The organism is Nitrobacter sp. MLSD-S21, from assembly GCF_058809865.1.
Window position 1 is genome coordinate 104,768 of record NZ_JBXASZ010000003.1, and the last position, 22,884, is coordinate 127,651.

General features: G+C 57.5%; 23 protein-coding genes and 3 pseudogenes. 15 read left to right on the forward strand and 11 right to left on the reverse strand.

All coding sequences use genetic code 11. From position 1 onward, the window contains the following. The 3 genes from AC1RT6_RS10425 to AC1RT6_RS10435 form a co-directional block, all read right to left on the reverse strand. On the reverse strand, positions 1-990 hold the full coding sequence (locus tag AC1RT6_RS10425) for a DUF3618 domain-containing protein (RefSeq protein WP_472790384.1): 990 nt from the start codon (positions 988-990) through the stop codon (positions 1-3). 109 nt (positions 991-1,099) lie between these two features. Continuing rightward, the gene (locus tag AC1RT6_RS10430; RefSeq protein ID WP_158081562.1) at positions 1,100-1,249 is read right to left on the reverse strand and encodes a hypothetical protein; all 150 of its coding nucleotides are present in this window, start codon (positions 1,247-1,249) and stop codon (positions 1,100-1,102) included. A gap of 1,206 nt (positions 1,250-2,455) precedes the next feature. Continuing rightward, a complete protein-coding gene (locus AC1RT6_RS10435; protein ID WP_079448298.1) occupies positions 2,456-3,736 on the reverse strand; it encodes a DUF892 family protein in 1,281 nt (426 codons plus the stop codon). 781 nt (positions 3,737-4,517) lie between these two features. Between AC1RT6_RS10435 and AC1RT6_RS10440 the strand changes: the two are divergent. Further along, a pseudogene (locus AC1RT6_RS10440) lies at positions 4,518-5,275 on the forward strand (alpha/beta fold hydrolase). Between the two features lie 185 nt (positions 5,276-5,460). On the opposite strand, the gene AC1RT6_RS10445 reads toward AC1RT6_RS10440, so the two are convergent. After that, positions 5,461-6,372 (reverse strand): DUF72 domain-containing protein, encoded by a 912-nt coding sequence (locus AC1RT6_RS10445; protein WP_244553580.1) that lies wholly within the window; start codon positions 6,370-6,372, stop codon positions 5,461-5,463. Positions 6,373-6,465: 93 nt separating this feature from the next. Here AC1RT6_RS10445 and AC1RT6_RS10450 point away from each other — a divergent pair, with 93 nt between their 5' ends. Further along, complete coding sequence (locus tag AC1RT6_RS10450) at positions 6,466-7,371, forward strand: NAD(P)/FAD-dependent oxidoreductase (RefSeq protein ID WP_079448297.1); 906 nt, start codon at positions 6,466-6,468, stop codon at positions 7,369-7,371. Between the two features lie 359 nt (positions 7,372-7,730). On the opposite strand, the gene AC1RT6_RS10455 is transcribed toward AC1RT6_RS10450, so the two are convergent. Together AC1RT6_RS10455 and AC1RT6_RS10460 are read right to left on the reverse strand one after the other, a co-directional pair. Beyond that, positions 7,731-8,339, reverse strand: a complete 609-nt coding sequence (locus tag AC1RT6_RS10455) for a cysteine hydrolase family protein (protein WP_079448296.1) — start codon at positions 8,337-8,339, stop codon at positions 7,731-7,733. 608 nt (positions 8,340-8,947) lie between these two features. Beyond that, positions 8,948-9,568: a hypothetical protein gene (locus tag AC1RT6_RS10460; RefSeq protein ID WP_079448295.1), complete on the reverse strand. Its 621-nt coding sequence runs from the start codon at positions 9,566-9,568 to the stop codon at positions 8,948-8,950. Positions 9,569-9,903: 335 nt separating this feature from the next. Here AC1RT6_RS10460 and AC1RT6_RS10465 point away from each other — a divergent pair, with 335 nt between their 5' ends. Beyond that, positions 9,904-12,306 (forward strand): AI-2E family transporter, encoded by a 2,403-nt coding sequence (locus AC1RT6_RS10465; RefSeq protein ID WP_493029485.1) that lies wholly within the window; start codon positions 9,904-9,906, stop codon positions 12,304-12,306. Positions 12,307-12,556: 250 nt separating this feature from the next. On the opposite strand, the gene trhA is transcribed toward AC1RT6_RS10465, so the two are convergent. The 3 genes from trhA to AC1RT6_RS10480 form a co-directional block, all read right to left on the reverse strand. Beyond that, positions 12,557-13,279, reverse strand: a complete 723-nt coding sequence (gene trhA / locus AC1RT6_RS10470) for a PAQR family membrane homeostasis protein TrhA (protein ID WP_493029486.1) — start codon at positions 13,277-13,279, stop codon at positions 12,557-12,559. A gap of 82 nt (positions 13,280-13,361) precedes the next feature. Beyond that, on the reverse strand, positions 13,362-13,622 hold the full coding sequence (locus AC1RT6_RS10475) for a hypothetical protein (RefSeq protein WP_309775894.1): 261 nt from the start codon (positions 13,620-13,622) through the stop codon (positions 13,362-13,364). 107 nt (positions 13,623-13,729) lie between these two features. Further along, the gene (locus tag AC1RT6_RS10480) at positions 13,730-13,879 is read right to left on the reverse strand and encodes a hypothetical protein (RefSeq protein WP_309775893.1); all 150 of its coding nucleotides are present in this window, start codon (positions 13,877-13,879) and stop codon (positions 13,730-13,732) included. A 1,099-nt stretch (positions 13,880-14,978) separates the two neighbouring features. Here AC1RT6_RS10480 and AC1RT6_RS10485 point away from each other — a divergent pair. Both AC1RT6_RS10485 and AC1RT6_RS10490 read left to right on the forward strand, forming a co-directional pair. Next, positions 14,979-15,139, forward strand: a pseudogene (locus AC1RT6_RS10485) (cold-shock protein). A gap of 652 nt (positions 15,140-15,791) precedes the next feature. Next, positions 15,792-16,079, forward strand: a pseudogene (locus tag AC1RT6_RS10490) (DUF3489 domain-containing protein); the annotation flags it as partial. A gap of 354 nt (positions 16,080-16,433) precedes the next feature. Here the strand turns inward: AC1RT6_RS10490 and AC1RT6_RS10495 are convergent. Continuing rightward, the gene (locus tag AC1RT6_RS10495) at positions 16,434-16,802 is read right to left on the reverse strand and encodes a GlsB/YeaQ/YmgE family stress response membrane protein (RefSeq protein ID WP_374708930.1); all 369 of its coding nucleotides are present in this window, start codon (positions 16,800-16,802) and stop codon (positions 16,434-16,436) included. Between the two features lie 410 nt (positions 16,803-17,212). Here AC1RT6_RS10495 and AC1RT6_RS10500 point away from each other — a divergent pair, with 410 nt between their 5' ends. From AC1RT6_RS10500 to AC1RT6_RS10545, 10 genes are all read left to right on the forward strand, one after another. Beyond that, positions 17,213-17,356 carry a hypothetical protein gene (locus tag AC1RT6_RS10500; protein ID WP_493029487.1) on the forward strand — a complete coding sequence of 48 codons (144 nt, stop codon included), beginning with the start codon at positions 17,213-17,215 and terminating at the stop codon, positions 17,354-17,356. A gap of 97 nt (positions 17,357-17,453) precedes the next feature. Next, a complete protein-coding gene (locus tag AC1RT6_RS10505) occupies positions 17,454-17,693 on the forward strand; it encodes a DUF3489 domain-containing protein (RefSeq protein WP_472790392.1) in 240 nt (79 codons plus the stop codon). A 2-nt stretch (positions 17,694-17,695) separates the two neighbouring features. Beyond that, positions 17,696-18,157, forward strand: a complete 462-nt coding sequence (locus AC1RT6_RS10510; protein ID WP_472790394.1) for a DUF2924 domain-containing protein — start codon at positions 17,696-17,698, stop codon at positions 18,155-18,157. Further along, on the forward strand, positions 18,154-19,755 hold the full coding sequence (locus AC1RT6_RS10515) for a recombinase family protein (protein WP_493029488.1): 1,602 nt from the start codon (positions 18,154-18,156) through the stop codon (positions 19,753-19,755). Before AC1RT6_RS10510 ends, AC1RT6_RS10515 begins: the two co-directional genes overlap by 4 nt. A gap of 215 nt (positions 19,756-19,970) precedes the next feature. Continuing rightward, complete coding sequence (locus AC1RT6_RS10520; RefSeq protein WP_493029500.1) at positions 19,971-20,189, forward strand: zincin-like metallopeptidase domain-containing protein; 219 nt, start codon at positions 19,971-19,973, stop codon at positions 20,187-20,189. A 45-nt stretch (positions 20,190-20,234) separates the two neighbouring features. After that, the gene (locus AC1RT6_RS10525; RefSeq protein ID WP_472790399.1) at positions 20,235-20,369 is read left to right on the forward strand and encodes a hypothetical protein; all 135 of its coding nucleotides are present in this window, start codon (positions 20,235-20,237) and stop codon (positions 20,367-20,369) included. Positions 20,370-20,441: 72 nt separating this feature from the next. Further along, a complete protein-coding gene (locus AC1RT6_RS10530) occupies positions 20,442-20,663 on the forward strand; it encodes a DUF6894 family protein (RefSeq protein ID WP_472790401.1) in 222 nt (73 codons plus the stop codon). A 102-nt stretch (positions 20,664-20,765) separates the two neighbouring features. Further along, on the forward strand, positions 20,766-20,960 hold the full coding sequence (locus AC1RT6_RS10535) for a DUF6894 family protein (protein ID WP_472790403.1): 195 nt from the start codon (positions 20,766-20,768) through the stop codon (positions 20,958-20,960). Positions 20,961-21,177: 217 nt separating this feature from the next. After that, complete coding sequence (locus tag AC1RT6_RS10540; protein WP_493029501.1) at positions 21,178-21,495, forward strand: RusA family crossover junction endodeoxyribonuclease; 318 nt, start codon at positions 21,178-21,180, stop codon at positions 21,493-21,495. 290 nt (positions 21,496-21,785) lie between these two features. Further along, positions 21,786-22,220, forward strand: coding sequence for a hypothetical protein (locus AC1RT6_RS10545; RefSeq protein WP_079447354.1), 435 nt, complete (start codon positions 21,786-21,788; stop codon positions 22,218-22,220). Positions 22,221-22,280: 60 nt separating this feature from the next. Here AC1RT6_RS10545 and AC1RT6_RS10550 read toward each other — a convergent pair whose 3' ends face one another. Beyond that, on the reverse strand, positions 22,281-22,418 hold the full coding sequence (locus tag AC1RT6_RS10550) for a hypothetical protein (RefSeq protein WP_158081537.1): 138 nt from the start codon (positions 22,416-22,418) through the stop codon (positions 22,281-22,283). Positions 22,419-22,884 lie beyond the last annotated feature (466 nt).

Here is a 22,884-nt window from a genome sequence, read left to right on the forward strand (position 1 = left end):
TTACCTTGGGTTTGCAGGATTGAACGCCGCGGATACGATATCGTCGGCTGCTTCCTTCAATTTGTCAGACATTTCCCGAGTCATGTGGCTAGCGGTTTTACCGAGATCCGCCTGGGACAGGTTCTTGGCGGCGCCATCGGCTGCCGACAGCACCGCATCCTTGGCCTCCTCTAATCCGGATTGGACGGCCTGGCCCGCCGTGCGCTCCACCCCGACACTTGCCTTACCTAAGACAGTGGCTTCAGCCTGAGTGGCGGGAAGGGAAGCGGCAATGATCGCGCCGAACGCAACTCCCAGACCGGCAATCAGGGCGGCGTTGTCACCGATCATCTGCTGGGCGGTTTCCGGGGCCGCATTAGCCTTGTCGCGTACAGTGGAGCGAACCTGTTCGAACTTCGCTTTCGCGGTTTCCGAGGCAATATCCAGGCTAGCTTTCACTCTGTCGGTAGACCGCGCCGCCAGGTCGGTCAGGTCCTCGGCCATTCCGGCCGCCCTAGCTTGAGCCTCGCTTAGCTTGTCGGTGACATCGCGACCTGTCCGGGACGCCGCGTCAATCGCATCCTCACCGAACGATCGCACGCGCGAGGCAGTCTCACCTGCCATTTCCTTGACCTTTTCTGCTGCCGGAGCGGCGGCGTCCGTTGCCCGGGCGCGCATGGACTTCGAACTCAGGACCAAGCCTGCACCCATAATCAAGAGAGGAAGTGGAAATCCCCGTGCCAGCCGCAGGGCGGGCACCGCAACCGCAGTCCCAGCAGCGATTGCCTGCATCGGATTTTCCATCGCCCGCTGCTTGAGCTCATCAATCCAACTATGAGTTTTGCGGCTGACGAAATCGGAAACCTCCGATTTGATCCCTTGCGGCGACACCTTGTAGCGCAGTTCCTCCGCCGTGTCGGTGAGCTGCTCCCTCAGCCGATCCACCGTCGCCGCGAGCTCGGCCCGGTTACGCTCGGACTCCCGTCTCAATTCCTCAACGGATCGTGTCATGGTAATCCACCACGTTATGATTGTTGGAAGCGAACTCCCCCTCAGGCGAATCGTTCCTACGGTCGGGCACGCTGGTCCCGCTCGGCGCGCGCGCGTATCGGGTCTGGACTTAGGAATCCGAGAACAGCAGCCTGAAGTTGATCAGCAGAAACTCGATGGCATTGAGAACGGTTATCAGCAGGTTCAATCCGGCATCGCGAGTTCGCGATCCGCCGAGAGAGTTTGCCGGCTTCTTAAACGCAAGCTTCGGCAATCTCACTCGCCACTCCAGCGAAGCCACTCCATACATTTGAATGGATTGGCAACTGTATGGCGGAGATGCTGAGTTTGGGTCATCTCGCCGTCAACCCGGGACGCCTTTGTCGGCTAGTCTTGGTAGTAGCGCTTGCGGGTCGGAATCGCGAGGACGCCACGATGGCAGATTGTTAATCGTCGTCGCGATCTTTTATAACGCTAGCTGTGAATGACCTCTCAAACGAGACCGCCGGAGTATCAGAAAATAGCTGTTGGACACGGGCAATTTGAACGATGCCACCCCAACCACGAGATCGGGCTTTTACTGCGAAACTAGGCTTCTCAATCTTCCAGCGTCAGATCGTTACGCGAAAGCGTTGGCCTGCTGCAACTGATGACCAGGCGTTGCCGTTTTGCGCCCGCTGCTCTTTCTAATGTGGAACTTTCGGTCCGCAAAAAGTTGTCCTACTTCGAAGCGTTCAGCAGGATAGGCAACAACGGTTTGATCTGCTCGAAACTTGAAGACAACGGACGGACCGGTCGCTACCGCAACAGCGGGCTTATCAACAGAGCGTCCGCGGCGCTGGTTCGAGGACGACGGGGACGAGGCCTTTCCAAATCGTTCGATAACGGAAGCATGCATTTATTGCGAGAGTCATTAATCGCCTTCGTATAGTGATCGACTGTTTTTTCAGCCTCATCGGTGGGTTCATAAAATCGCTCAATATCGGTGTTGGCGAGGGTCTGATGGTGGGCCAGCCATTGCTTAACGAATCTTGCTCGGAGCGCTCTGTATCCCGACACCATCTCATTCAGTAAGACGAAGAGCAGCGTGCATCTGCCGCGCTTTAAAAATACCGGCTGTATTGGACGCCCTTGCCCCTTGTTAAACTGTCGCTTCAACTCTTCAATCCCGAGCTATGATAGGATTGCGCGGGCGAACCATATGAGCTGGGACATCCCAGCGAATGGAGACGCTGGATGGCATGAATCAAGGAAGCAGATTAGGAGCTACTGCTTCCTTGATTCAGTTTTACAATACTGCCACTCGCGCAGTCCCAAATGTTCTCACATACCGTCTTCCTATCTTGTGAGCGGTAGTATTCCGTATTAAAGCGGCAAATCTAAATTTTTCGCTATTTATATTGTTTCCTTCAGACCAGTTCAGTCCGGGCGTCTCCAGCACCCGCTACAGCTTGGTCGGAAGCTCGTGCAGAGGGATGCACTCAACTCATTTTTCCTCCATGGCCGTCCGCTCAAGTGCCGCTGGCATTCTTGCCACCGACATCAAAGATCGAGCGACTTGATTAAGCAACTGGTCTGCATTCTCTTCTTCCGCCAGTGACGCCGAGAGAAGTGCGCTGATGGCGCTGTGGCGAAGTTGAGAGGCGAGATTACGAGCGCTGGTGTAGCCCGATATTTCGTAATGCTCGACTCGCTGAGCGGCGCCAATGAGCGCAAGATCAGCCGCAGCGTCCGGCTTTTTCTCCCCTTTATCCATCACTTCTTGACCTTCCTCGACCAACCCCATCATGCCTTTGCAGGGCTTAGCGCGAGCTGTCTCTCCGAGGAGAGAAAAACACTCATTGATGCGTTCAATCTGATTTTCCGTTTCGATTAGGTGCTGCTCAAAAAGCTCGCGGAGCTGAGTAAATCTGGCTGCTTCCGCCATTTGTGGAAGCGCTTTGGTGAGTTGTTTTTCCGCATGAAGGATGTCGCGAAGTTCGTCAACAAGAAGCTCCTGTACTCCCTCGGCGGCTTCCGGGGGAGAGCTTTCCATGGAAGCCTTAGTGTCGGCATCGGCATCGGTTTGAATTGCCGGTGACTTCATGAACTCCCAATCGCCGCCTTCATTCCAGGGACCACGGGTGTCGATCTCACCGTGATCTCCCGATCCCGTCGAATCGTTGAAGAATTGATTCACCAGTCCCGGTGTAGGCGCGATCCGGCCTATCGAAAACGCGGGTTTGGACATGCTCTCAAGGGCTGCCGCGAAAGCCTTCATATGCGTAATTTCGCGCGTCATCAGAAATTGCAATGCGTCCTTGGTACCTGCGTCATCGCAGAAATTGATCAGCCGCTCATAAACGATTTTCGCGCGTGCTTCGGCCGCAATATTACTTCGTAGATCGACATCCAACTCTCCGGTGATTTTCAAATAATCTGCCGTCCAAGGATTTCCTTGCGAGTTAAAGAGGTTAACGCCGCCACCCCCGGCGATTGCGATTAGAGGATCGGCCTCTGCTGCTTCACGATCAAACTTCGTGGGCGCAAGGTGCAGACGGGCCAATGTGCCTACGATTTCAAGATGACTGAGTTCTTCCGTTCCGATATCCATCAGGAGGTCTTTGCGCTCAGGGTCTTCACAGTTCAAACCCTGAATGGAATACTGCATCGCAGCCGCCAGTTCGCCGTTTGCGCCTCCAAATTGTTCCAAAAGCATATTCCCGAAATGCGGATCGGGTTCATCAACCCGCACAGTAAACATGAGCTTTTTCACATGGTGATACATCTGCAAGACTCCGGACAATAAAGGATGATTTCCTCCGATTAACAGTCCGTAATCTGCAACGTTCCTATGCTAAAGCATATATGAGCCGATTGGAGCTCGGTTTTCATCTTCACGCGGAAGCGTTGAATCGATCCCCCCGGAAGCGGCTTTCGGCGAATGGCCACGGCTCATGCCGATTGTTGGAGTTAGCTTACTAAGGCTGATCCTGGTTTTTTCAATTGTCACCCAATTGTTAGGCCGATGCGGAGCGGCATGTCAGCCTTTTTCGAATGCTGTCAAAAGACGCACACACGTCGATCATCCCCGTGTTCCCCGAGGGGATATACCGTGCATTTTTGGCTCATTATGGCGCGCCGGCAGCGCTCTTCGCTGGTTCCCCCAAAATTGGACGATCGTTGCGTATCTCGACAATTGAAGTGGGCGGTACGGAACGATCCTCGGAGCCGCTGGTTCGCTCTGCGCTGCAACATTTCCCAGAATTGTCCGAGATCTCGTGCATGCGCCGACTGAGTATGCTCCCGTGACCCCCGTTCCATCCTTGAAGAGACTTCGTCAAGCAGTTCCAAGTCAAAGTAGTCGCAAGGCACCTTCGCTCTTTGTTGCCTCCGCAATAGCGCTTACAACTCTGGCTCTCGCCGCCGCCGTCAATAGACATCTCGCAAACAAAGCGGAGCGTGATAATCCGCCTGCGGGCAGCTTCCTCGACGTAAACGGGGTCCGGCTTCACTACGTCGAACGGGGGACCGGCGACGCGGTCGTATTCCTTCATGGCAACGGAAGCATGATCCAGGACTTCGAATCCAGCGGTCTGATCGACCTCGCCGCCGTGGATCACCGGGTCATCGTTTTCGATCGCCCCGGCTTCGGCCACAGCGAGCGTCCGCGCAACGTCGTGTGGACGCCCGATACCCAGGCGGAATTGATCGACGCGGCGCTCGCGCAACTTGGCGTTGCTAACGCAGTGGTGCTTGGCCATTCTTGGGCGCTTCGGTTGCGGTCGCAATAGCCCTAAAGTATCCAAGCTTAGTCCGGGGCTTAGTTCTCGCATCCGGATATTACTATCCCACTGCACGGCCCGACGTCGTAGCGATGGGCGCACCTGCTTTGCCGATCGTGGGTGATATTTTAAGTCAAACCATATCCCCCCTCTTGAGCCGGGTCATATGGCCGCTCATGCTGAAAAAAATATTTGGCCCGAGATCGGTACCTAAGAAACTTGGTGCCTTTCCCAAGGAATTGGCGCTGCGGCCAGCTCAGATAAGGGCATCAGCCGCTGAGTCGGCGTTAATGATTCCGGACGCTATGCTGCGCCGTCAGTATGAGGATTTGAACATGCCGATAGTCATCATCGCCGGAGAGGAAGACAAGTTGATCGATATCGAGAGTCAGTCAGCCCGGCTACACGCCGATATTCCTCAGAGCAGATTCTATAGGCTTGCTGGGAACGGCCACATGATACAACAAACAGCCACGGATCAAGTGATGTCGGCCATAAAGGAAGTAGTCAACGCATCAACGCAACTGGCAGCGGCCGAATAATAAAACAGCAAGCTCATGCGGCGGATCAACTGCGGCCTTATCGAATGCGCTGCGAGGGCAACGTCCTAGAATCATGTGAAGCCGGATAGGTTTTAGTTTGCTGTCGGCATACTCATCGGCGCGGAGCGCGCTTGCCGTTCCTTGTCGTCTCCCGTGTTTTAAGAGGCGAATCAACCGGAAGCACCTTATTTCGGGAGAGTGGAACCAACGTGCTTCAACATGCGCCGGAGAACAGCGGCGTTCTTCGGAGCATGGGCGTCGTAATCGTTATTGAAGTAAATCCAGGCGCGCTTCGTCCTACTCGCTTTAATCCGGCGCGCCCACTCCGTCAGTTCGTTATTTGAATAGTCATGCCGATACCAGCGCTTCGGACCATGCAGGCGGATATACACTTCGTTCGCCGTCCTGACGAGCACATCCGGCAATCTTGGTCCGCTGCAGGAGCAGAATATTATTCCTGCCTTGCGAAAGGCGCTGTAGACCTCTTCGTTCCACCAGCTGGCGTGCCTGAATTCGACAACATTGCGGCGTGCCGGGTCGAGCTGGCTGACAATTTCCTTGAGACGGGCGTTGGTGTATCGATAGCTCGGCGGAAGCTGGAACAGGAAGCAGCCCATCTGGTCACCGAGAATGTCGGCGATCACTCCAAAATCCCGAACGAGCGTCTTTGTGCCTTTAAACTTCTTCACATGAGTGATGAGCTCGCAAACCTTGACGGTGTACACAAACTTCTTTTTGCCGGGCGCGCGGCGCCAAGCCTGAACGCCGGCTACTGTCGGCCATGAGTAGAAGGACGCGTTAATCTCAACGGTATCGAAGCGTTTCAAATAGTATGCGAACCATTCCTGCTGAGGCACGTCGGCATAGAATGAATCTCGCCATTTCCAGTAACGCCAGCCCGAGCACCCGACGTGAACTGATCGCGTGATGTCGGACGGCGCTTTCGAGCTATCAGCTTTCTTAAGCCGGGCAGTATGCATCTTCGCCGCCCGTTTGACATTGTCCTCGCGCTGCTTTTCACGGCGCAGCCGCCTGCGCTCCCGGCGCTCTTCGGGCGTCAGTTCTGTCGACTCTGGTGCTGTAAGGGCGCCCGGCATGATATCCTCCGACCTCCTAACGCTTGATCGGCTGGTTTGGGTTCCGGGCTGCGCGTGTGGCCCTATACAGGTACGCAACGAAAATAGCTTTTGATGAAATACGATGTTCTCATCGTCGGTGGCGGACCGGCCGGACTAAGCGCTGCGCTTCTCCTGGGAAGATGCCGCCGCACGGCCTTGCTCTGTGACGAAGGACAACAACGCAATCTGAGGTCCCCGGCAATACATGGTCTGCTCGGTCGGGAAGGCCGATCTCCCGCTGCATTCCTGGGCGAGGCCCGTCAAGAACTCACACGCTATAATTCTGTCTCGGTGCGCGGGACAAGAGTAACCGACATTGTTTCTGTCGGCAGCTCGTTTGAATTTAGCTGCTCGGACGGCACCACAGGCAACGCATCGAAGATCTTGCTCGCGACGGGTCTCGTTGACGAACTTCCTGAACTTGCCGGCATCGAACCGCTCTACGGGATTTCAATCCATCATTGTCTTTACTGCGATGGCTTTGAGTACGCAGGAAAGCCTGTAGCCGCGTTGGGGAAAGGGGATAAAGGCGCGGAGCTTGCCCTTATGATGAAACACTGGATCCAGGACATTGTGGTTTGCAGCGATGGGAGTGAAATCAGCGCGAAAGCTATGCGAAAGCTTGACAAACATAATATTCTAGTGCGTCCCGAGCCCATTCAACGTCTCGAAGGCACGAACGGGGAGCTTACGAAGATCATATTCAAAAGCGGACCTGATTTGCCCCGGGTCGGCCTATTCTTCTCGACCGGCTGCCATCAGGCATCTGACCTTTCGAAGCGTCTCGGCTGCCAGCGGGATGCGAAGGGTGGCGTCGTGATGGACACTGATACAGAGGAGACTAGTGTCCCCGGCGTATATGTTGCCGGCGACGTGTCGCGCGACGTCCTTCTTGTCGCAGCAGCCATCGCGGAAGGAGCGCAGGCGGCCGTCGCCATCAACAAGGTGTTCCTTCGCCGCGATGGATTTTGCGACTGAGGCATCCTTGCTATTTCCTTCGGCGCGTTTGTATACCAGCGCCACAAGCCGCCAAGAATTGCGTGATTCGTTGGCCCGAGTGGCAATCGCCCGCCGCGGGAGCTCCCCGGCCAATCTATCCTACAAGGACCGCCAGAAGTGCGGTCGCCCCACATGACTTCGACGACCGCAATGCTTCCTCGGTCTCGCCGCCGCCGCTGAGTCAGAAACCCAAACCCGAAGGGCGCTGAAAGCTCGTGGCCCGCCGAACTTATCCGCTAAGTCTTCGAGAAAACCGCCGAACCAGTTCTTGCTGCCAGTTTCCTGGGGCAGGAGGATCCGCACGAGATGCGAGGGGCCCGAATTCAAGAGATTTTGCCTTACCAGCACTCAAGGAGAGTCTCCGTCGTGACGGTCTCAACCTGCTCTCCGAACCGATTCATGTAGATATTCATCATCGCGTCGTGCGTTTCATCAGCCGAACTGCAAAGCGCGTCCTGTACGAGGATGACCCGAAAGCCCCAGTCGATCGCTCCCAACATCGTGCACAGAACGCAAACGTCCGTTTCCCCGCCGGTTATGATAAGGCTGTCGATTCCAGCACCGCGCAGTTGCTGATGAAGGTCGCTTCCGGTCCAAGGGGAGTAGACATGCTTGTCAAAGACCCTGCCGGGAGGGACGAACGCGGCGAGGTCAGGGACCAGCCCCACCATGTCAGACCCGATTCGGTCGATAGTCATTGAGGCCCATCGCTCGTAATAATGCCGCCACATCCCCACGCCGTGTCCGGGCTTCTCGGCCGGGATAAATCGGGTGAAAAACGTTCTCTCGGGATGAGCGGACGTGATCGCGATGATGTTCGGCAACACCCGCTCAAGCCAGGGCATCTTCCATTCGGTGCCTTCGGCAAACATTCTCTGCATATCGACGCAAAGATGCACCGCGCGCTCTCCCGGAGGGCCGTACCGTAATGTATCGCTCTTTGACATGACATTCCTCGAGAGCCCAATCCAACCGGCAGCCAGGGGTTAGTTCCTGGGAAGATATGAGGCGGCATTGTTAAATGCGATCGAAACGTCCGGCATCGAGCAGGCGAAACTTGAAGTCGAACGCACCTCATGATGTTTGACAACATTCATTATTCTTTGGCGCCTCCGCGACCAGACATCACGGCCCAGGGCGACGATTAAGCGTACCGGTCTGCTGGATAAAAATGGCAACCTGATCGACGAAGAGGCCTACGCTGAAATTCCTTACGAGGGGACCCAAAAACATATCCAGCCAGGGCGAAAAAAGGTACATCGCGCACTTCAGCGACGATCCCGAAGCACCGACGGGAAGGTGCTAGCAAGTCAAGGATGCCCTGGAGGCATGCCTGGAGAGCGCGCCCGGCAGGCGTGAGGAGCGGCAGCTGATCGTGCTCGACAAGCTCCCCTGATCGACGCTTCGTTCGAACGGCGAGGACCGCCAAGCCAAGGGTGGCGCACCTTCGCCGCCTGGCGACCGGATATAACAAAATCGCCGAAGCTATCTCGGCTTCGCAGCCATCCGCCTCTGGATCAGACACTTTGTCAAACCGACCTAGAATGTTGCTACGTCAATCGGTTCCTGACGCAGAGACAAAGTCACCTTGAAGAACAACCAGACGGGCCAGGGTCTGGGTAATGGCCTGGCGTGCGGGCAACACCTCTCGGCGAGCAGTGCGAATGTTCTGCTGGGCCTCGGCTACCTTGCCTGCATCGATGAGATCGAGCGTCTCGCTGGCCGCCGTACCCAACCAGCCGGCCAGTTGGTGAATGGCCAGATCCATCTGGGAATCGCCATAGCTCAGCGCTTCGAAGAGCCGCTTCATGGTTTCCGCCTCCTGTGGCGACAGCACCCGGTGAAACCAGCGGTCGAGGTGCTTCTGGTAGATGTTGTAAATCTTGTGACAGTGGCCCCGGGCTTCGCCCATTCGAACCGTGAGCTGACCGCTTTCCAATGTGAGTAAGACCTGCCGCTCGGCCGCCAGATTACCCGCCGGTTCGAAATGCAGGCTGAGGAAGCGGACCAACTCGGATTCGAGGGTGGAATAGATTTTCGACAGCTCGTCGAGCACGGTCGCCAACTTGTCTGTGGCTGCATCCGGATTGCGGAACAGCTTTTTCTTGACGCCGTCTAGCAGGCCAAGTTTGTCGGCGATGTCAAGGAGGGCAGTCGGATCGAATGGGATGGTCATTTGGTTACATGCGTGCTGTTCAGGAGGGCTTTCTATAGCCCATAGGAGCGGCTTAGTGCATTCGATTCTCGCGCCAACAATAACACCGACGGACCCGGTTCAGCTTGGCGAGCTTCCGTCCACCTCTCGATGATTACGTCGTGTTTCTTGAAAACCATTATCGTCGTCCACTCATTCCACCGTATTTGCGCGTTCGTGGCGCCGTTAGTAGCACAGCGGATTTAAGCGCGCCCTGATCTGGGGCAGTGCGAAATCGGCGTGACGAGGCACGCTCGCGACATTGGCATGAAGGAACTTGCTGGGTCCGTTCGCGTTTTGGTGTGAGGCGGAGCAGAATGCCTGATTTTCCTACAGTCCCAGGACGTCCCTTACCAAGCCAGGTCCGTGCGGATCCGGTCACGTCTCGCGAACTGGATATTGTGAAAATTGCGGCCGCCCTGGCGACGGCCACTATCCTCCTTGCCGGCCTGTACTACGGCCGCGATATACTCATACCGCTCGCGATCGCCTTCCTGATCACGTTTGCACTGAACCCGCCGGTCACCTGGTTTGTCCGAAAAGGCCTCCCCAGACCGCTTGCGACGGGTCTCGTCATAGTGACCGTCGTGTGCGCTCTGCTGGGACTAGGCGTCGTTCTCGGCGCCCAGGTCCGTTCGATGGCGGTCGAATTGCCGACCTATCAATCGACCATACTGACGAAGCTGTCAGATCTACGCGAGAATCTCAAAGCACCCGGATTTTTGGACGGCGTGCTGAGAACCGTCGAACGCTTACAGAAAGAGGTGGAGTCAAAGGACGATAAACCAGCGGGCGGCCCCGTCCCGCAGCGCGTCGAAATCGTTCCCATACCGCCAACACCGTTCGAGCAGGCATTTGGCTGGCTTGTGCGTTCAGTGGAGCCCCTGGCTACCGCCGGCATCGTCTTGATCTTCGTCATTCTGGCGCTGCTTGATATCGGCGATCTTCGCGACCGGCTTCTGCGCCTATTCGGAGGGAACTTCCATCGCTCAACGGATGCGATTCAGGAGGCCGGTGCGCGTATCAGCAGATATCTTCTGATGCAGCTGCTCGTGAACGTCAGTTACGGTGTGCCGCTCGCTGCCGGCCTCTGGATCATCGGCGTACCCGGCGCACTGCTGTGGGGCGCCGTGGGCGCGGTCATGCGCTTCGTTCCCTATGTCGGCCCGCTGATTGCTGCGATCTTTCCGATCGCGCTCGCCTTTGCCGTCGACAGCGGCTGGAGCATGCTGCTCTGGACCATTGCGCTGATCGTCATCCTCGAGTTGATAAGCAACAACATCGTCGAGCCGCTGCTCTATGGGTCCAGCACCGGCCTGTCGGCCATATCGCTGATCGCCGCGACGATATTGTGGACAGCGCTCTGGGGCCCAGTGGGGCTGATCCTCTCCACCCCCCTCACCGTTTGCCTGCTGGTTCTCGGGCGCAATCTGCCACAACTGCGCTTCCTCGACACCATGCTCGGCTCGACGCCTGCACTGGACGTTCCGGCCCGCATCTATCAGCGGCTGATTGCAGATGACGCCGACGAAGCTGCCGAGATCGCAAGCACCGAGATCGAGAAGACTTCAGTCATATCGTTCTACGATGCAATCGGCATTGAGGTCCTTCGTCTGGCAAGCGAGGCGTACCTCCAGAACGCAAGCGCCGAGCACCGCATGCGCCTAACAAGCGGAATGGACTCGCTCCTCGACGATCTAAGAGATGAATACCCCTCCTCCCTGGGTCCGGAGGCAAAGCCCAGGGTCCTGTGCATCGGAGGAAAATGGGAGATTGATGCCCTCTCCGGCGAGATGCTGGCCCATGCGCTCGCATTCGAAGGGATCGCCGCAGTTTCCCAACCCGCTGCAAGCGTAAATGCCGACTATCTGGCCAAACTCGACCTGAAGGGCGCGGACATTGTCTGTCTCAGTTACGTTACGCCGAATCCAGCCATCCCCGCTCGCCACGCCTGCCGGCGTCTGCGACGACGATGGCCGAATATGCGCATCGTTCTGGCGCTGTGGAACGCGCCGCCAGAGCTGTTGACCAACGAATCCCTTGCAAAGCTCAAAGCCGATGCTGTCGTGACTTCGGTCGAGGAGGCGGTTCGCCGTATTCACCGTATCATCGACCCTGAAGAAGCCACGGTTGTCCAACAAGCCCCCGTGCCTGACAACGACGCAGAGCGTGTCGACGCGCTGAAAGCGACCGGGGTCTTGGAAGGTAATAAACGTGAAGCGCTGGATGCTCTCGCCAAACGTGCGGCCGACGTATTCAACACCAGCGTTGCCGTGATCACCACTATTGATAAGGACCGCGAATACTTCGTCGGACAAAGTGGAAAATTGCCGGACGCCATCACTGACGATACAGGCACGCTGCTGCCGATGGACCGCGAACACGCAATCTGCAACTACGTTTTGGCCAACGACAAAACGCTGGTGGTTTCGGATATCGAGCGCGACCCACGGTTTGCCGATAACGAGACGATCGAGCAATGGAACGTGCGGTTTTACGCTGGGGCGCCGCTACGTGCAGCTGATGGTCTAATAATAGGAGCGCTATGCATTCTCGACTCCGCACCCCGTACCCTTGAAGCAAACGAGATCGCATTGCTTGAAACGATGGCCGCCGATGTCGTAGCAAACATTACAACGAGTGATGCGGACGAAGTTGCGTCGGTTAAATCAGCACCTGCTGCCTCATCGACAACGGTCGGTCAGGAGGTGCCTCAGTAGCCCGAGCGGAACGATAGCCAGTGTCGCTTTTTGACTTCAATGGATCCGCTTCTACTTCGTTATCATCGTCTCAGCTCTGCTGCCCCTCCTTGGCGCAACCGGCATATTCGTGACAAAGACCGCCGACCTCGTGCCGCACGCCCGCACGCCCGCACGGTCGACGTCGCTGGATCGAGATAGATCAATAAGAGCCCTCGCGACCCGCGCGGCTGGGTAAAGCCTCTGAAAAGAATTGCAGGCTTTCGATTCCTTAAGTGACAGCAAGATTCCAGACCGCATTAAAGTGGCAGGCGGCGCCCAACAACACGAATGCGTGCCAAATGGCATTTTGGTAGTGCAAGCGCTTCCATAAATGGAAGATAACTCCTAACGTATACAATACTCCGCCCGTTGCGATGAACGTTAGGATTGAGCCCGAGAGTGACGCGACAGCCTTGTCGTAAACAATAATGCCGCTCCATCCCATGGCAATATATAACACGAGGGAGAGGCGCTCGAAACGATCCGGGAAAAGCAACCTCAGGACGGTGCCGACAGCAGCCGCAGACCATATGGCGACTAATAAGGACGCTGCTAAGTCGCGGTCGTTAAATTGCGTGATGAACGGTGTATAGGTAGCCGCTATGAGGAGATATATCGCGGACTGGTCAAACCGCCTCAGCAGCCACTTCTGCGGCGATACCGGACAGAGGTTATAGGCCGCAGAGAACACCAGCATACTAAGTAAGCATAGTGCATAACCTGTAACAATGACCGGATGGATGGATGCACTAGAACCACTTGTCAGGACGATTAACGTGGTCGTTGCGCCCAATCCCATGCCAACGCCGACAACATGAATCGCTCCATCTGCAATTAATTCGGAACGATCATAATTCCATGGGATTTCACCTACTGTGGTGCGGCGGTTCGCGCTCTTATTCTTTTCCAACAGTCTGTCCGTTTCGAGCGCTTTGGGGTCACGTTGATTCATCGATTTCGACCCCGCTATGTTACCGAGTGTAAACGACGCCAACGTTGAAGTGTTCCTAGATGGCCACGCCACGATTCACGATCTAACTGTTTGAATTACGCTCATGATCGTCAGTCCTTTCGATTCTCGCGCCGAAGGGAAGCTGAAGTGCCGTCAGAGTTGAGGCCGCGGTCCCTGCCGACAGAAGTGTCTTGAACCCAAGATGCCAGAGTGGGACATTGCCGGGGAAATAGTCCGCCAATCCCTGCTCCGCCCAAACCTCCTGATCAGAGGACTGCATTTCCTGATCGGACAGAATACCAGTCCGGCCTGCCTCAACATCACTCTTTATCTTGAGAAACACGTTCGAAGCGATCTCGTAAGAAAATGTATCGAGATCGATATTGTAGTTGTCCGCTTACTATTCTTTGCGACGGCACTCCCGACCAAAGCGGGCCCCCCAGAAAGCCGCTATAGGTTGGTAATATGGGCCTGCAGAAGCGCTTGCGTCGACCCCGTCAATTCATAATAGCGGAGATAGAAGCCTCCCCTGTCGTGATTGACAACGAGGAGGTTGTTGAGTTCAGCGGTATCGGCAGCGTTCGGTTGGCTGACGGTCATCGAATGCTCTCCTCATTTGGGCCACAAGACGTTATCCAGGATCGAAGCGTCGCCTTCCGATAACGCACGCGCTCGTTGGCATAACGCAGCCAGCCGTGCAGACGTAGGTCCATGAAGCTGGCACTGGCACTTATGTGGTCACAGACTTCCAACTCATAAGTGCACCAAAAATCGGGATGGGTCGGTTCGCAACATCTCGCGGCGAAAAACTCTTCGGTATTATTCGGCGATTAAAGGTCGATAGACGCTCCAAACGACCCTAATCTGCTCACGATGAGCCCCTCAAAGGAGCCCCGATCGACGTACTGAGAACTCTCGTATCGCTTTAGAATTACCTGCGAGGCGGAAGGGACAGTGTAGCCTAGCCTGACAGTGGCAACCTCCGCTCGCAGCGTATCCCGGAGCAGGGTAGCAGAGTCCCTCTTGTCCTTATCGCAAATCAAATCCGGGTATATTGATGATGCAGTCCGCCCAGGATTGGTTGGCAGATAATACGCCCGGCTGTATCGGCGGCGCGTGGTACAGGTGCATCCTTGTTCAATGACAGGTGTGTTCGCGCGTCGTTCTTAACGGCGCGGAAAACCACCGACGCCGCGGAAGCGCTCCAACTGCATGCTCGCCGTGCTTTGCTCCTAGAGGGCCAACTGATTACGAGCAATAGCAGTACTCCCAACATAATGGCCGCCACCACAAAAGCGGCTCCCAGCAGGATCTTTTCAGGCGGCAGAAGCTCTAGTTTTGGCTCCCCGCGAATGACTCATTTGTCAAAAGCTCACCCTCTTCAGTCCCGAAGAAATCATCCGCCGGGGGGATCGCCTTTCGACGATCCGGAAATTGGACAATGTTGCAATTCTCACCCTCGGCGTGACCGTTGGGCTCTTGGACGGCTTTCTCGGGCCTACAGGAACGCCGGTCATCCATGGCTGCCTCCCTCCGTGAGAGAAGGCATGCAGCCAATTTCAACGCGACAAACGTCGTTCCAACGTGGGCCTTCACGACTGCTAGTACGAATAGGCGAGCTGACGGCCGCGGCCTCTGGGCTTGCGAGGGACGACGCAAGCGGTCATATCGGTGGATCGTTCAATAGGAGTTTGCGGCAGTGGCAATCGGTACTGTGAAGTGGTTCAACGGGCAGAAAGGTTACGGCTTCATTCAGCCGACAACGGCGGCAAGGACGTGTTCGTCCATATCTCGGCCGTGGAAAAGGCGGGCCTGAGCTCGCTCGATGAAGGCGCCAAGGTGAGCTACGAGGTTGTCTAGAACCGCGGCGAGGAGACCGCGGAAAATCTGAGGATCGGTTGATCCGCTTTGGCGCCGGCCATAACCGTTCATTCCGATGGATCGCGCGGATCGACAGGCGGCTGCAATCCCGGCGACCGGGACCGGAGCGAGCTCTTTCTTGCCGGTTGATTGTCTAGCTCATGATCCCCTCGCAGCTTGGCTGCGCACGGCGGATTATTGTGCGGCCGACAAAAAGGCCCGCCGGAGTTGGAGCCAAAGCGGGCCAATCCGAGTTCGGGGATCAAAACGGGCGGCGAGTGATCGAGCGTTCCGCCGGTTCAATACGGCGCCGGATGCATTTTGGGGCTCGATTGGATTGTCGGAGCGCCTGCTCCCATTGGATGTTCGACATCAGCATTGAGATTCTTGCAGAAAGGACTGGCATTCGCGGGCGGAGCGAGCATTGCTGTGGCGTGAGATGACCCTTAGATCGGCCCCGCAGCGCAACATCGCTGACGGGCCTCGAGTGGTGCGACGCTGATGTCGCATCATTCGGAGGGTCTATGGAGAAGTTATCTCGCAGTAGGAAGTCATCGAAGCGCGCTGGCCGTGCAAAAGCTGCTCGCGTGGCTAGACGGCAAAAGCGGCACGTCAGTCGTCCGCACGGCCTCCAACCCGGGAACGGGCGAACAAGCAAACAGAACTGCTCGACCTTCTGAGGCGCCCGGCTGGTGCCACCATTGCCGCACTCTCAAACGCCTTCGGTTGGCAGCAGCATTCCGTGCGCGGATTTTTGGCCGGCGTGGTCCGCAAGAGGCTTGGGCTCGAGTTGGTCTCAGCCGTTGAAACAGATCAGCGCATCTACCGCATCGTTGCAGCGAAGCAGGCCTGGGTGGCTACCGCCTCGAAGGGTGGGATCGCGCGTATGCGGGACGCGCGGAGGTGCCCTGAGACTGGCGTGGGTCATTCTCGATTTTGATTTATAGCCCAGCATCTCTGGCGAACTTCATGGCAACAACGATAATCCCAAGAAGCCCGACCTTACACGTCACGCGTGTCGGCGTGGGAGCGCTGCCTTTCACTAGAAAGTCGGACGACGAGCCGGGAACGCTTATGAACCTGCCGTCAGATGGCGCTTTATCTCGACGGCGACAACACCAATGTGCGTTTGGGCCAAGTCGTGGATCTGCACCGGAGAAAACGCAGAGACGTGCGTTCGGAAACAAAGCAGATAGCCGTTCACCAACCGCCACGGGACTTATCGGGTCGGCGTCACCCCACAGAAGCAATGGGAGGGCCTCAATAGCGGGAATCCGACTTGAGATGATTGAACTCAGGCGATAAGCCGAGCAGCCAGTATCACCAGCACCGCACCGATAGATGCTGTGACAATCCGGCTGGTGAGCGGGTTCCGGATGCCAAGTTCGATGCCTAGGCGATCTAAGAGAAACGCGCCTACGAAGGAGCCGACAACGCCAGTAAGCACGTATCGTAGCAGCCCACTACCGCCGACGATCCAGCTTGCCAGCCAGCCTGAGACGAGGCCGATGCCGAGTTGAGCGGCGAGGGCTTGCTTATCTAGGACGGCAAGTGCCTCGCGGTTGATGGTGATCCGGACAAGCGGACGGAGACGCGGCGGCTCAGGTGAGCCTCCACCATTTGGACGCCGCTTAGTGCAACCGCCGCTCGAAGTAGTAGTCATGGCGCTGTTACGGTGCCTACCTTGATGTTGTAGAGGCTCGCCTGAGGCTTGGAAATAATGAAAGCAGCTGACTGCGGCGGTATTTGGTCGGAGAAAGCGAGCAGGCGCCAGGCATCGTGTAGAGGGTCGGCATCTGATATTCTCCTTCCGCGCTTGTGTTCTGGATGCGCGGGCTACGCCAGTCGGGTCGTATGCCAGAGCCAAAAATCCAAACGAGGCCATTGCTGTGCGGTTACGCTAGCCCGTTTAAAAACCCAGCGACATTGTGCCTCTTAGGTAACCACCGCATCCACGTGAATGGAAGGCGATCACAGGACCGCTCCCCCGGATGTTCAACATTGGTATTGTTGAGACTCCTGCAGAAAGGACTGGCATTCTTGGGCGCAGCGAGCATTGCTGTGGCGTGAGAGATGGCCCTCGGACCGGCCCCGCAGCGCAACATCGCTGACGGGGCTTCGGGTGGTGCGACGCTGATGTCGCATCATTTTGGAGGGTCCCATGCAGAAGTCATCCCGCAATCGGAAGCTGCCATCGAACCGCCGCGGACGCGGTAAGGCCTCAACGAAGGCAGCAAGGACAGCAACTCGTCCTGTGAGCGAGCCGACGAAACGACGTCCAACGCTTCCTTCACGCCCGGCTCGAGCGGGCGGCGTGGTCAGCGCGACTGCTGAAGCCAACAAACGGGCGAACAAGCAAACCAATCTGCTCGATCTTCTGAGGCACCCGGCTGGTGCGACCATTGCTGCACTCTCGGAAGCTTCAGGCTGGCAGCAGCATTCCGTGCGTGGATTTTTGGCCGGCGTGGTCCGCAAGAAGCTCGGGCTCGAGTTGGTCTCAGCCGTTGAAGCCGACCAGCGTATTTACCGCGTCGTTGCAGCGAAGCAGGCTTGACGATGGCTGAAGCCTCGAAGGGCGAGCTCGCGCGTCGTCGCGATCTCGGTGGTCGGCGACCGCAGTCTCGTGGTCGTCGCTCAAGTCGGTCCACGCTGGCGCATCTTCCGAAGCATCTACAAACAGCCATCGTAAGCTATCGGCGACAGGCAGATCAGTCGGGCGATCTCGATCCGGCGATACGCCAGTTCCTTGATCGCATCGTCGAGGCACCCGAATCCGTTACGGCCAAGCTCGTCGCCTTCGACCGGGGCCAGGTCGAGCTGAAGGCCGGCACTATCCTGTCCCGTGAATGGAACGGCACCATCCAGCGAGCGATCGTCGTTGAGGATGGCTTACTGTGGGAGGGGACACGGTACGACAGCCTTTCGGCCATCGCCTTCGCCATCACCGGTACTCGCTGGAGCGGCCCCCGCTTCTTTGGCCTTCGGGATAACACGGTCTGTGGGGAGGATGGGCCGTGAGGACGGGAAAAGCGTTGCCCCGCGAGCTCGTCCGGTGCGCAATCTATACCCGGGTCTCGACCGACAACGGCCTGGACCAGGAGTTCAACTCGCTGGATGCTCAGTATGAGGCTTCCAGTGCCTATATCAAAAGCCAGGCCCATGCCGGTTGGGTTCAGGTCAAGACCCGCTATGACGATGGTGGCTTCTCGGGCGGATCAACCGACCGACCGGCGCTGCAGAGCCTGCTGGAGGATATCCGGGCCCGCAAGATCGATGTCATTGTGGTCTACAAGGTCGACCGTCTGACCCGCTCGCTCGCCGACTTCGCCAAGTTGGTCGAGCTGTTCGATGGCCATCGGGTGTCGTTTGTCTCGGTCACCCAGCAGTTCAATACCACAACGTCCATGGGACGCCTGACACTCAACGTTCTCTTGTCCTTTGCCCAGTTCGAACGGGAGGTCACCTCGGAGCGCATCCGGGACAAGGTGGCGGCCTCCAAGAAGAAGGGCATCTGGGTCGGAGGCCCCCTCCCCCTCGGCTACGTCACGGAGAACGGCAAGGTGACCGTCGTCCCAGAAGAAGCCGAACGGGTTCGTCACATCTTCAGCCGCTATCTCGAACTCGGCAGCGTCCGTTCTCTGATGCGCGACCTCAAGCACCGCAACATCGTCAGCAGGCGGCGCCAACTCAAGACCGGCGTAACCCGGGGCGGAGTTCCGTTCGGCTGTGGCGCCTTATTCCATCTGCTGCGCAACCGCTTCTACATTGGCGAGGTCAACTACAAGGGGCAGATCTATCCGGGCGAGCAGCCCCCGATCCTCGATCGCGACCTGTTCGAGCGCGTCCAGACGATGCTCACAGACCAGCGCAGTCATCAGACCAAAACCAGGACCTCCTTCAGCCATCTCCTGACCGGTCTGATGTTTGACGACGCCGGCCATCGCATGGCGCCGACCCAGGCCCAGAAGAAGGGTCGGCACTACGGCTACTATGTCTCGCGGCCACTTCTGTTCGGCAATGCAGCGACCGCCGCAGTTGGTTCAGTCTCACGGGTGCCTGCCCATGATATCGACGATCAGGTTCGCAAGGTTGTTCTGGAGCCGCGGATGAAAAACAAAACCACGAGCCCGATCGACAACACCTACGCCTCCTTGCTGATCGAACGGATCGAGGTCCAGCAAAACCGCCTCGTCGTGCAGCTGAAGCAGGATCCGGACAATCCCGCCGAAGAAGACCACTCCACCATCATCATCCCCTGGATCAAGCCACCCTCCAAACCCGCGCGATCAGTCCTGCGCCCAACCTCCGCAAAACTTCTACTCCACCCGATGAAGCTGGAGCGACGCGCCACGCTGGTCGCAGCAATCGCCCGCGGCCGGCGCTGGCTTGATGAACTCATCACCGATTCGGCGACAGATGCCCAAGCAATCGCAACGCGCGAGCGATGCAGCCTGCGACACGTCAACATGACACTGTCGTTGGCCTTCCTCTCTCCGGCACTCACCAAGGCTGCCGTTGAAGGCCGGTTACCTCGTGGCATCGGTCTCGAACAACTGCGCGAGCTCCCACTCGAATGGGATCGTCAGTTCGAAGCGCTAGGTCTCGATCTGATCTGACGAGCGATACCTCCGTTTGGTCTTGCCACTTCGATGGCGTGAAGGAAGCTCCCCCCGCCGGCAGGGTTTCGCGCAGACGGGCAGACCATCGACGTCCCGGTCTTTCATCAATTACGCGAACGCCGGCTATGTCCCGTTGAACCGATTGGCTGCAGGGTCGAATTGGCTGCCCCCCAGTCAGCGAACCGGTCTCTGCCGCTCGGCCAGGAACGAGAATTTTCGATGCAGAGACTAAGCTCGTGGCGGAGATAGGAGCCGCCATGACCTGCGCGCACCTGCAAGTCAAGGGAGAGCTTCGCCATGCGAGCCAAGTCGACCACTGGCTCAAAGTGCTCAAGCAGGACAGCCGACCAATACTGTGGCTGCCAGCATGGCATCCAAAGCCGCGGACTACCTTCATCCTTCTCCCAAGCCGGGCGAAAGCAGCCGCATGATCCGCATCAACCGCGCGTTCGTCAGGCGGCTCGAGGAACCTCATCGTGCAGCTCGATAGCTCGTTCTCCGATATCGAGAGCTCGCACACCAAAGGCTACCTGTCGCGGGACATGGCCGTCCTCCACAAGGAGGCCGACCACATCCGCGACAGCAGGAACGCAATGGCGAAGAAGACCTGAGGACTGATTGGCCGTCCTTTTCTTTGTGGGTGCAAATTAGGAACGCTGGCTTACGCGCGCTGTTCGGTCATCGTGCAGACTTTCACCTTCATCGTCACGGATCTTGCCGATTTCGAATCCGAGCCCATAAAGATGGAATTCGAAAGCGATGAGAAGGCCGTCACTTACGGCTCTCTCTTCGTCCGCGAGATGCTGGAGCAGATGCCTGACATCAGCGGCAGGGGCATTTGCGTCACCGTCTATGACGACGAAGGCGCGCCGATCGCTATCGTGCCCGTCGATCCGGTGAACTGAGGTGCCGCCGAGGGCCGCATGCCGCGAGCGGGCGGCGTTAGGAACCATCCAACCGCGCCCGCATTCAGCCGGATGACAGTCTTCAGATACACTATAACCGACATGGACGATTGCACGTCAGACCCAATCGCGGTGGCGTTGGAGTCGAATGATGAAGCCCTGGCATTCGGAAGCCGCATCGCCCGAGAGATGCTCGAGCGGATGCCCGACCTGACCCGCAAGAGCTGGTGTATTTTCGTATATGACAGCCAGGGAGGCTGCATCTCCGTCATGCCGATCGGGGCACTGAGCAGCTGAAAAGGCGCGCTTTTCTTCTGGTATCATCAGTGGATGGTGGTCGCATATTCAAAGCGCGCCTCACCCGCCTGCTGGGAGAGGCTGGAGAGAAAAAATGTTGGCCGCGGTGGCGCGACCTGCTTTGCCTGCCGCCCATTCCTGAACAGCGCATATAGCAGGAGCCATTACTACGCTAGCCATCCCGCAAAGTGATCATCACGCTCTCGGGCGAACCGAAATCGACGCAGCACATCTACGGCCTCGTATGCTACGGCGGCATCCTAAGCGTTACATGACCCACGAAGGGCGCGCGCTTAAGGAGAAGTACCATTGGGAAGCGCGGGCGCAGTGGAAGGGGAAGCCGCTCAAGGGCGAGGTGCGCATGCACGTTACGCTGTACTTCGGCACCAAGCGCCGCGCGGACTGGGACAATTTCCACAAGCACGCGCTCAACGGCATCGCCTACGAGGACGACAGCCAGATACGGCAGGTTACCGGCATGCTCGCGTACGACAAGCAAAACCCCTGGATAGAACTTGCGGTTGAGCCGTATTGAGGCCTTCCGGGGAAATTTCGCGCCTGTAGGAACGTTTGCCGTGGGCTCTTGTTGTTTCGCCTTCAAAGCGGAGGAGAAGCTGTGCAGAATCTAGGCCGGAGCACCAATGATCGGAACGAAGGCTCCGAACTGCTGGACGAGGAACGGCTCGTGCGGGGATCGAAGACTAGGGAGGGACGAGGAGCGATCCGGGACCGCGGACAGACCCCTGTGCAGGGCTGCGCGCACCCTGTCCCCGAGTTACGCAACACTCAGGTGAATTGTTCCCTGAACACGCATTGGGTTTCTTAATGTCGAAAGGCTCGATGTTCGCTGCTGCCGCGGTTGCCGCGTTAGTCCTTGCTGCAATAGCGGCGTTTGTGACCGCCCTGGTACCTTCGAGGGGCGGGCTAGAACGTCGCGCAGCCACGAGCCCCGACCGTAACCGCCAATGGGATACCTATTCAGTTTCCGATTACTACCGAGGCGAATACGACTGGCCGGGGCTGAAGCTTGGGGACCCGGCGACAAGGCAGAGCATCATTCATGACATCGTCCCGCAGATCGAGCGCCTCACTCCTGACCAGTTGGCGCGGCTCGCGAAGCAGCAGGATTTCTGCTCGGGTCCTCTTGCAATCAAATGCTTCGGGATTCCTGCCAGCAAGCTGAGGGGGTATGTCGAATGGACCCTGGGCAGGCATGTCCATGACATGGCAGTCCAATCCTCGAAGACAGTAGAGCGCTGAGCCGCCGCTTAGTTGGCGCCAGGAAGCCCCACCGGCGCCCGTCGCGGAAACGACCCAGCCTTACTCGGCTTGCGTAGACACTGCCGTTGAGCCTTCGGGCCGGTAATGCGTGCCCTTGCCGTTGTAAAACGACGAAAAGAGGAACAGCGCTATGACGACCGCGCCCCCGATAACCCAGCCTTGTCTGACGCTACTCATGTTTTCGAACTCCCATGGAATGCTGCCCAATACCATGCTGCGCTTTGAAGAAACAGCAGCCTGACAACGCGTCCATTCACGCGCGCGTGATACCATGAGGAAGAGCCGTAGGGTTCGCCGCTCGTCCGTTTGAATGCGGGCAACAAATAACGCGAGTTCGATTCCGCGCGCCGTGAAACTCGGTATGACTTCATAGCCTGGTCGGCTTATCCGGGGCGGCTGCGGTTCGACTCCTCACGGCTCAAAAGCGCGTGGTACGATTGGCGTACGCCGCCGCGCCATGAAACCTACCTCAGGCACATCCTCGAAGGCATCGTGCTCCAGCCCGAGCATATGCGCCTCGAGCGCACGGAGGACCCGCGCGGCATCCTCTCCGCATCCGAAAGCACGTTTCAAGCCGACGAGAGACCATCGCCGTCCCGAACTATCTTCGTTAGTACGACGCCGGCTATGTCCCTATGAAACG

Excerpts from the sequence above, each read along its gene's own strand:
- AC1RT6_RS10455 (WP_079448296.1), bottom strand. The coding sequence starts at position 8,339 with ATGTCAAAGAGCGATACATTACGGTACGGCCCTCCGGGAGAGCGCGCG.
- AC1RT6_RS10450 (WP_079448297.1), top strand. The coding sequence starts at position 6,466 with ATGAAATACGATGTTCTCATCGTCGGTGGCGGACCGGCCGGACTAAGC.
- AC1RT6_RS10495 (WP_374708930.1), bottom strand. The coding sequence starts at position 16,802 with ATGACTACTACTTCGAGCGGCGGTTGCACTAAGCGGCGTCCAAATGGT.
- AC1RT6_RS10510 (WP_472790394.1), top strand. The coding sequence starts at position 17,696 with ATGGCTGAAGCCTCGAAGGGCGAGCTCGCGCGTCGTCGCGATCTCGGT.
- AC1RT6_RS10500 (WP_493029487.1), top strand. The coding sequence starts at position 17,213 with ATGGCCCTCGGACCGGCCCCGCAGCGCAACATCGCTGACGGGGCTTCG.
- trhA (WP_493029486.1), bottom strand. The coding sequence starts at position 13,279 with ATGAATCAACGTGACCCCAAAGCGCTCGAAACGGACAGACTGTTGGAA.
- AC1RT6_RS10445 (WP_244553580.1), bottom strand. The coding sequence starts at position 6,372 with ATGCCGGGCGCCCTTACAGCACCAGAGTCGACAGAACTGACGCCCGAA.
- AC1RT6_RS10460 (WP_079448295.1), bottom strand. The coding sequence starts at position 9,568 with ATGACCATCCCATTCGATCCGACTGCCCTCCTTGACATCGCCGACAAA.
- AC1RT6_RS10465 (WP_493029485.1), top strand. The coding sequence starts at position 9,904 with ATGCCTGATTTTCCTACAGTCCCAGGACGTCCCTTACCAAGCCAGGTC.
- AC1RT6_RS10550 (WP_158081537.1), bottom strand. The coding sequence starts at position 22,418 with ATGAGTAGCGTCAGACAAGGCTGGGTTATCGGGGGCGCGGTCGTCATA.
- AC1RT6_RS10435 (WP_079448298.1), bottom strand. The coding sequence starts at position 3,736 with ATGTATCACCATGTGAAAAAGCTCATGTTTACTGTGCGGGTTGATGAA.
- AC1RT6_RS10480 (WP_309775893.1), bottom strand. The coding sequence starts at position 13,879 with ATGACCGTCAGCCAACCGAACGCTGCCGATACCGCTGAACTCAACAAC.
- AC1RT6_RS10425 (WP_472790384.1), bottom strand. The coding sequence starts at position 990 with ATGACACGATCCGTTGAGGAATTGAGACGGGAGTCCGAGCGTAACCGG.
- AC1RT6_RS10545 (WP_079447354.1), top strand. The coding sequence starts at position 21,786 with ATGTCGAAAGGCTCGATGTTCGCTGCTGCCGCGGTTGCCGCGTTAGTC.
- AC1RT6_RS10535 (WP_472790403.1), top strand. The coding sequence starts at position 20,766 with ATGGACGATTGCACGTCAGACCCAATCGCGGTGGCGTTGGAGTCGAAT.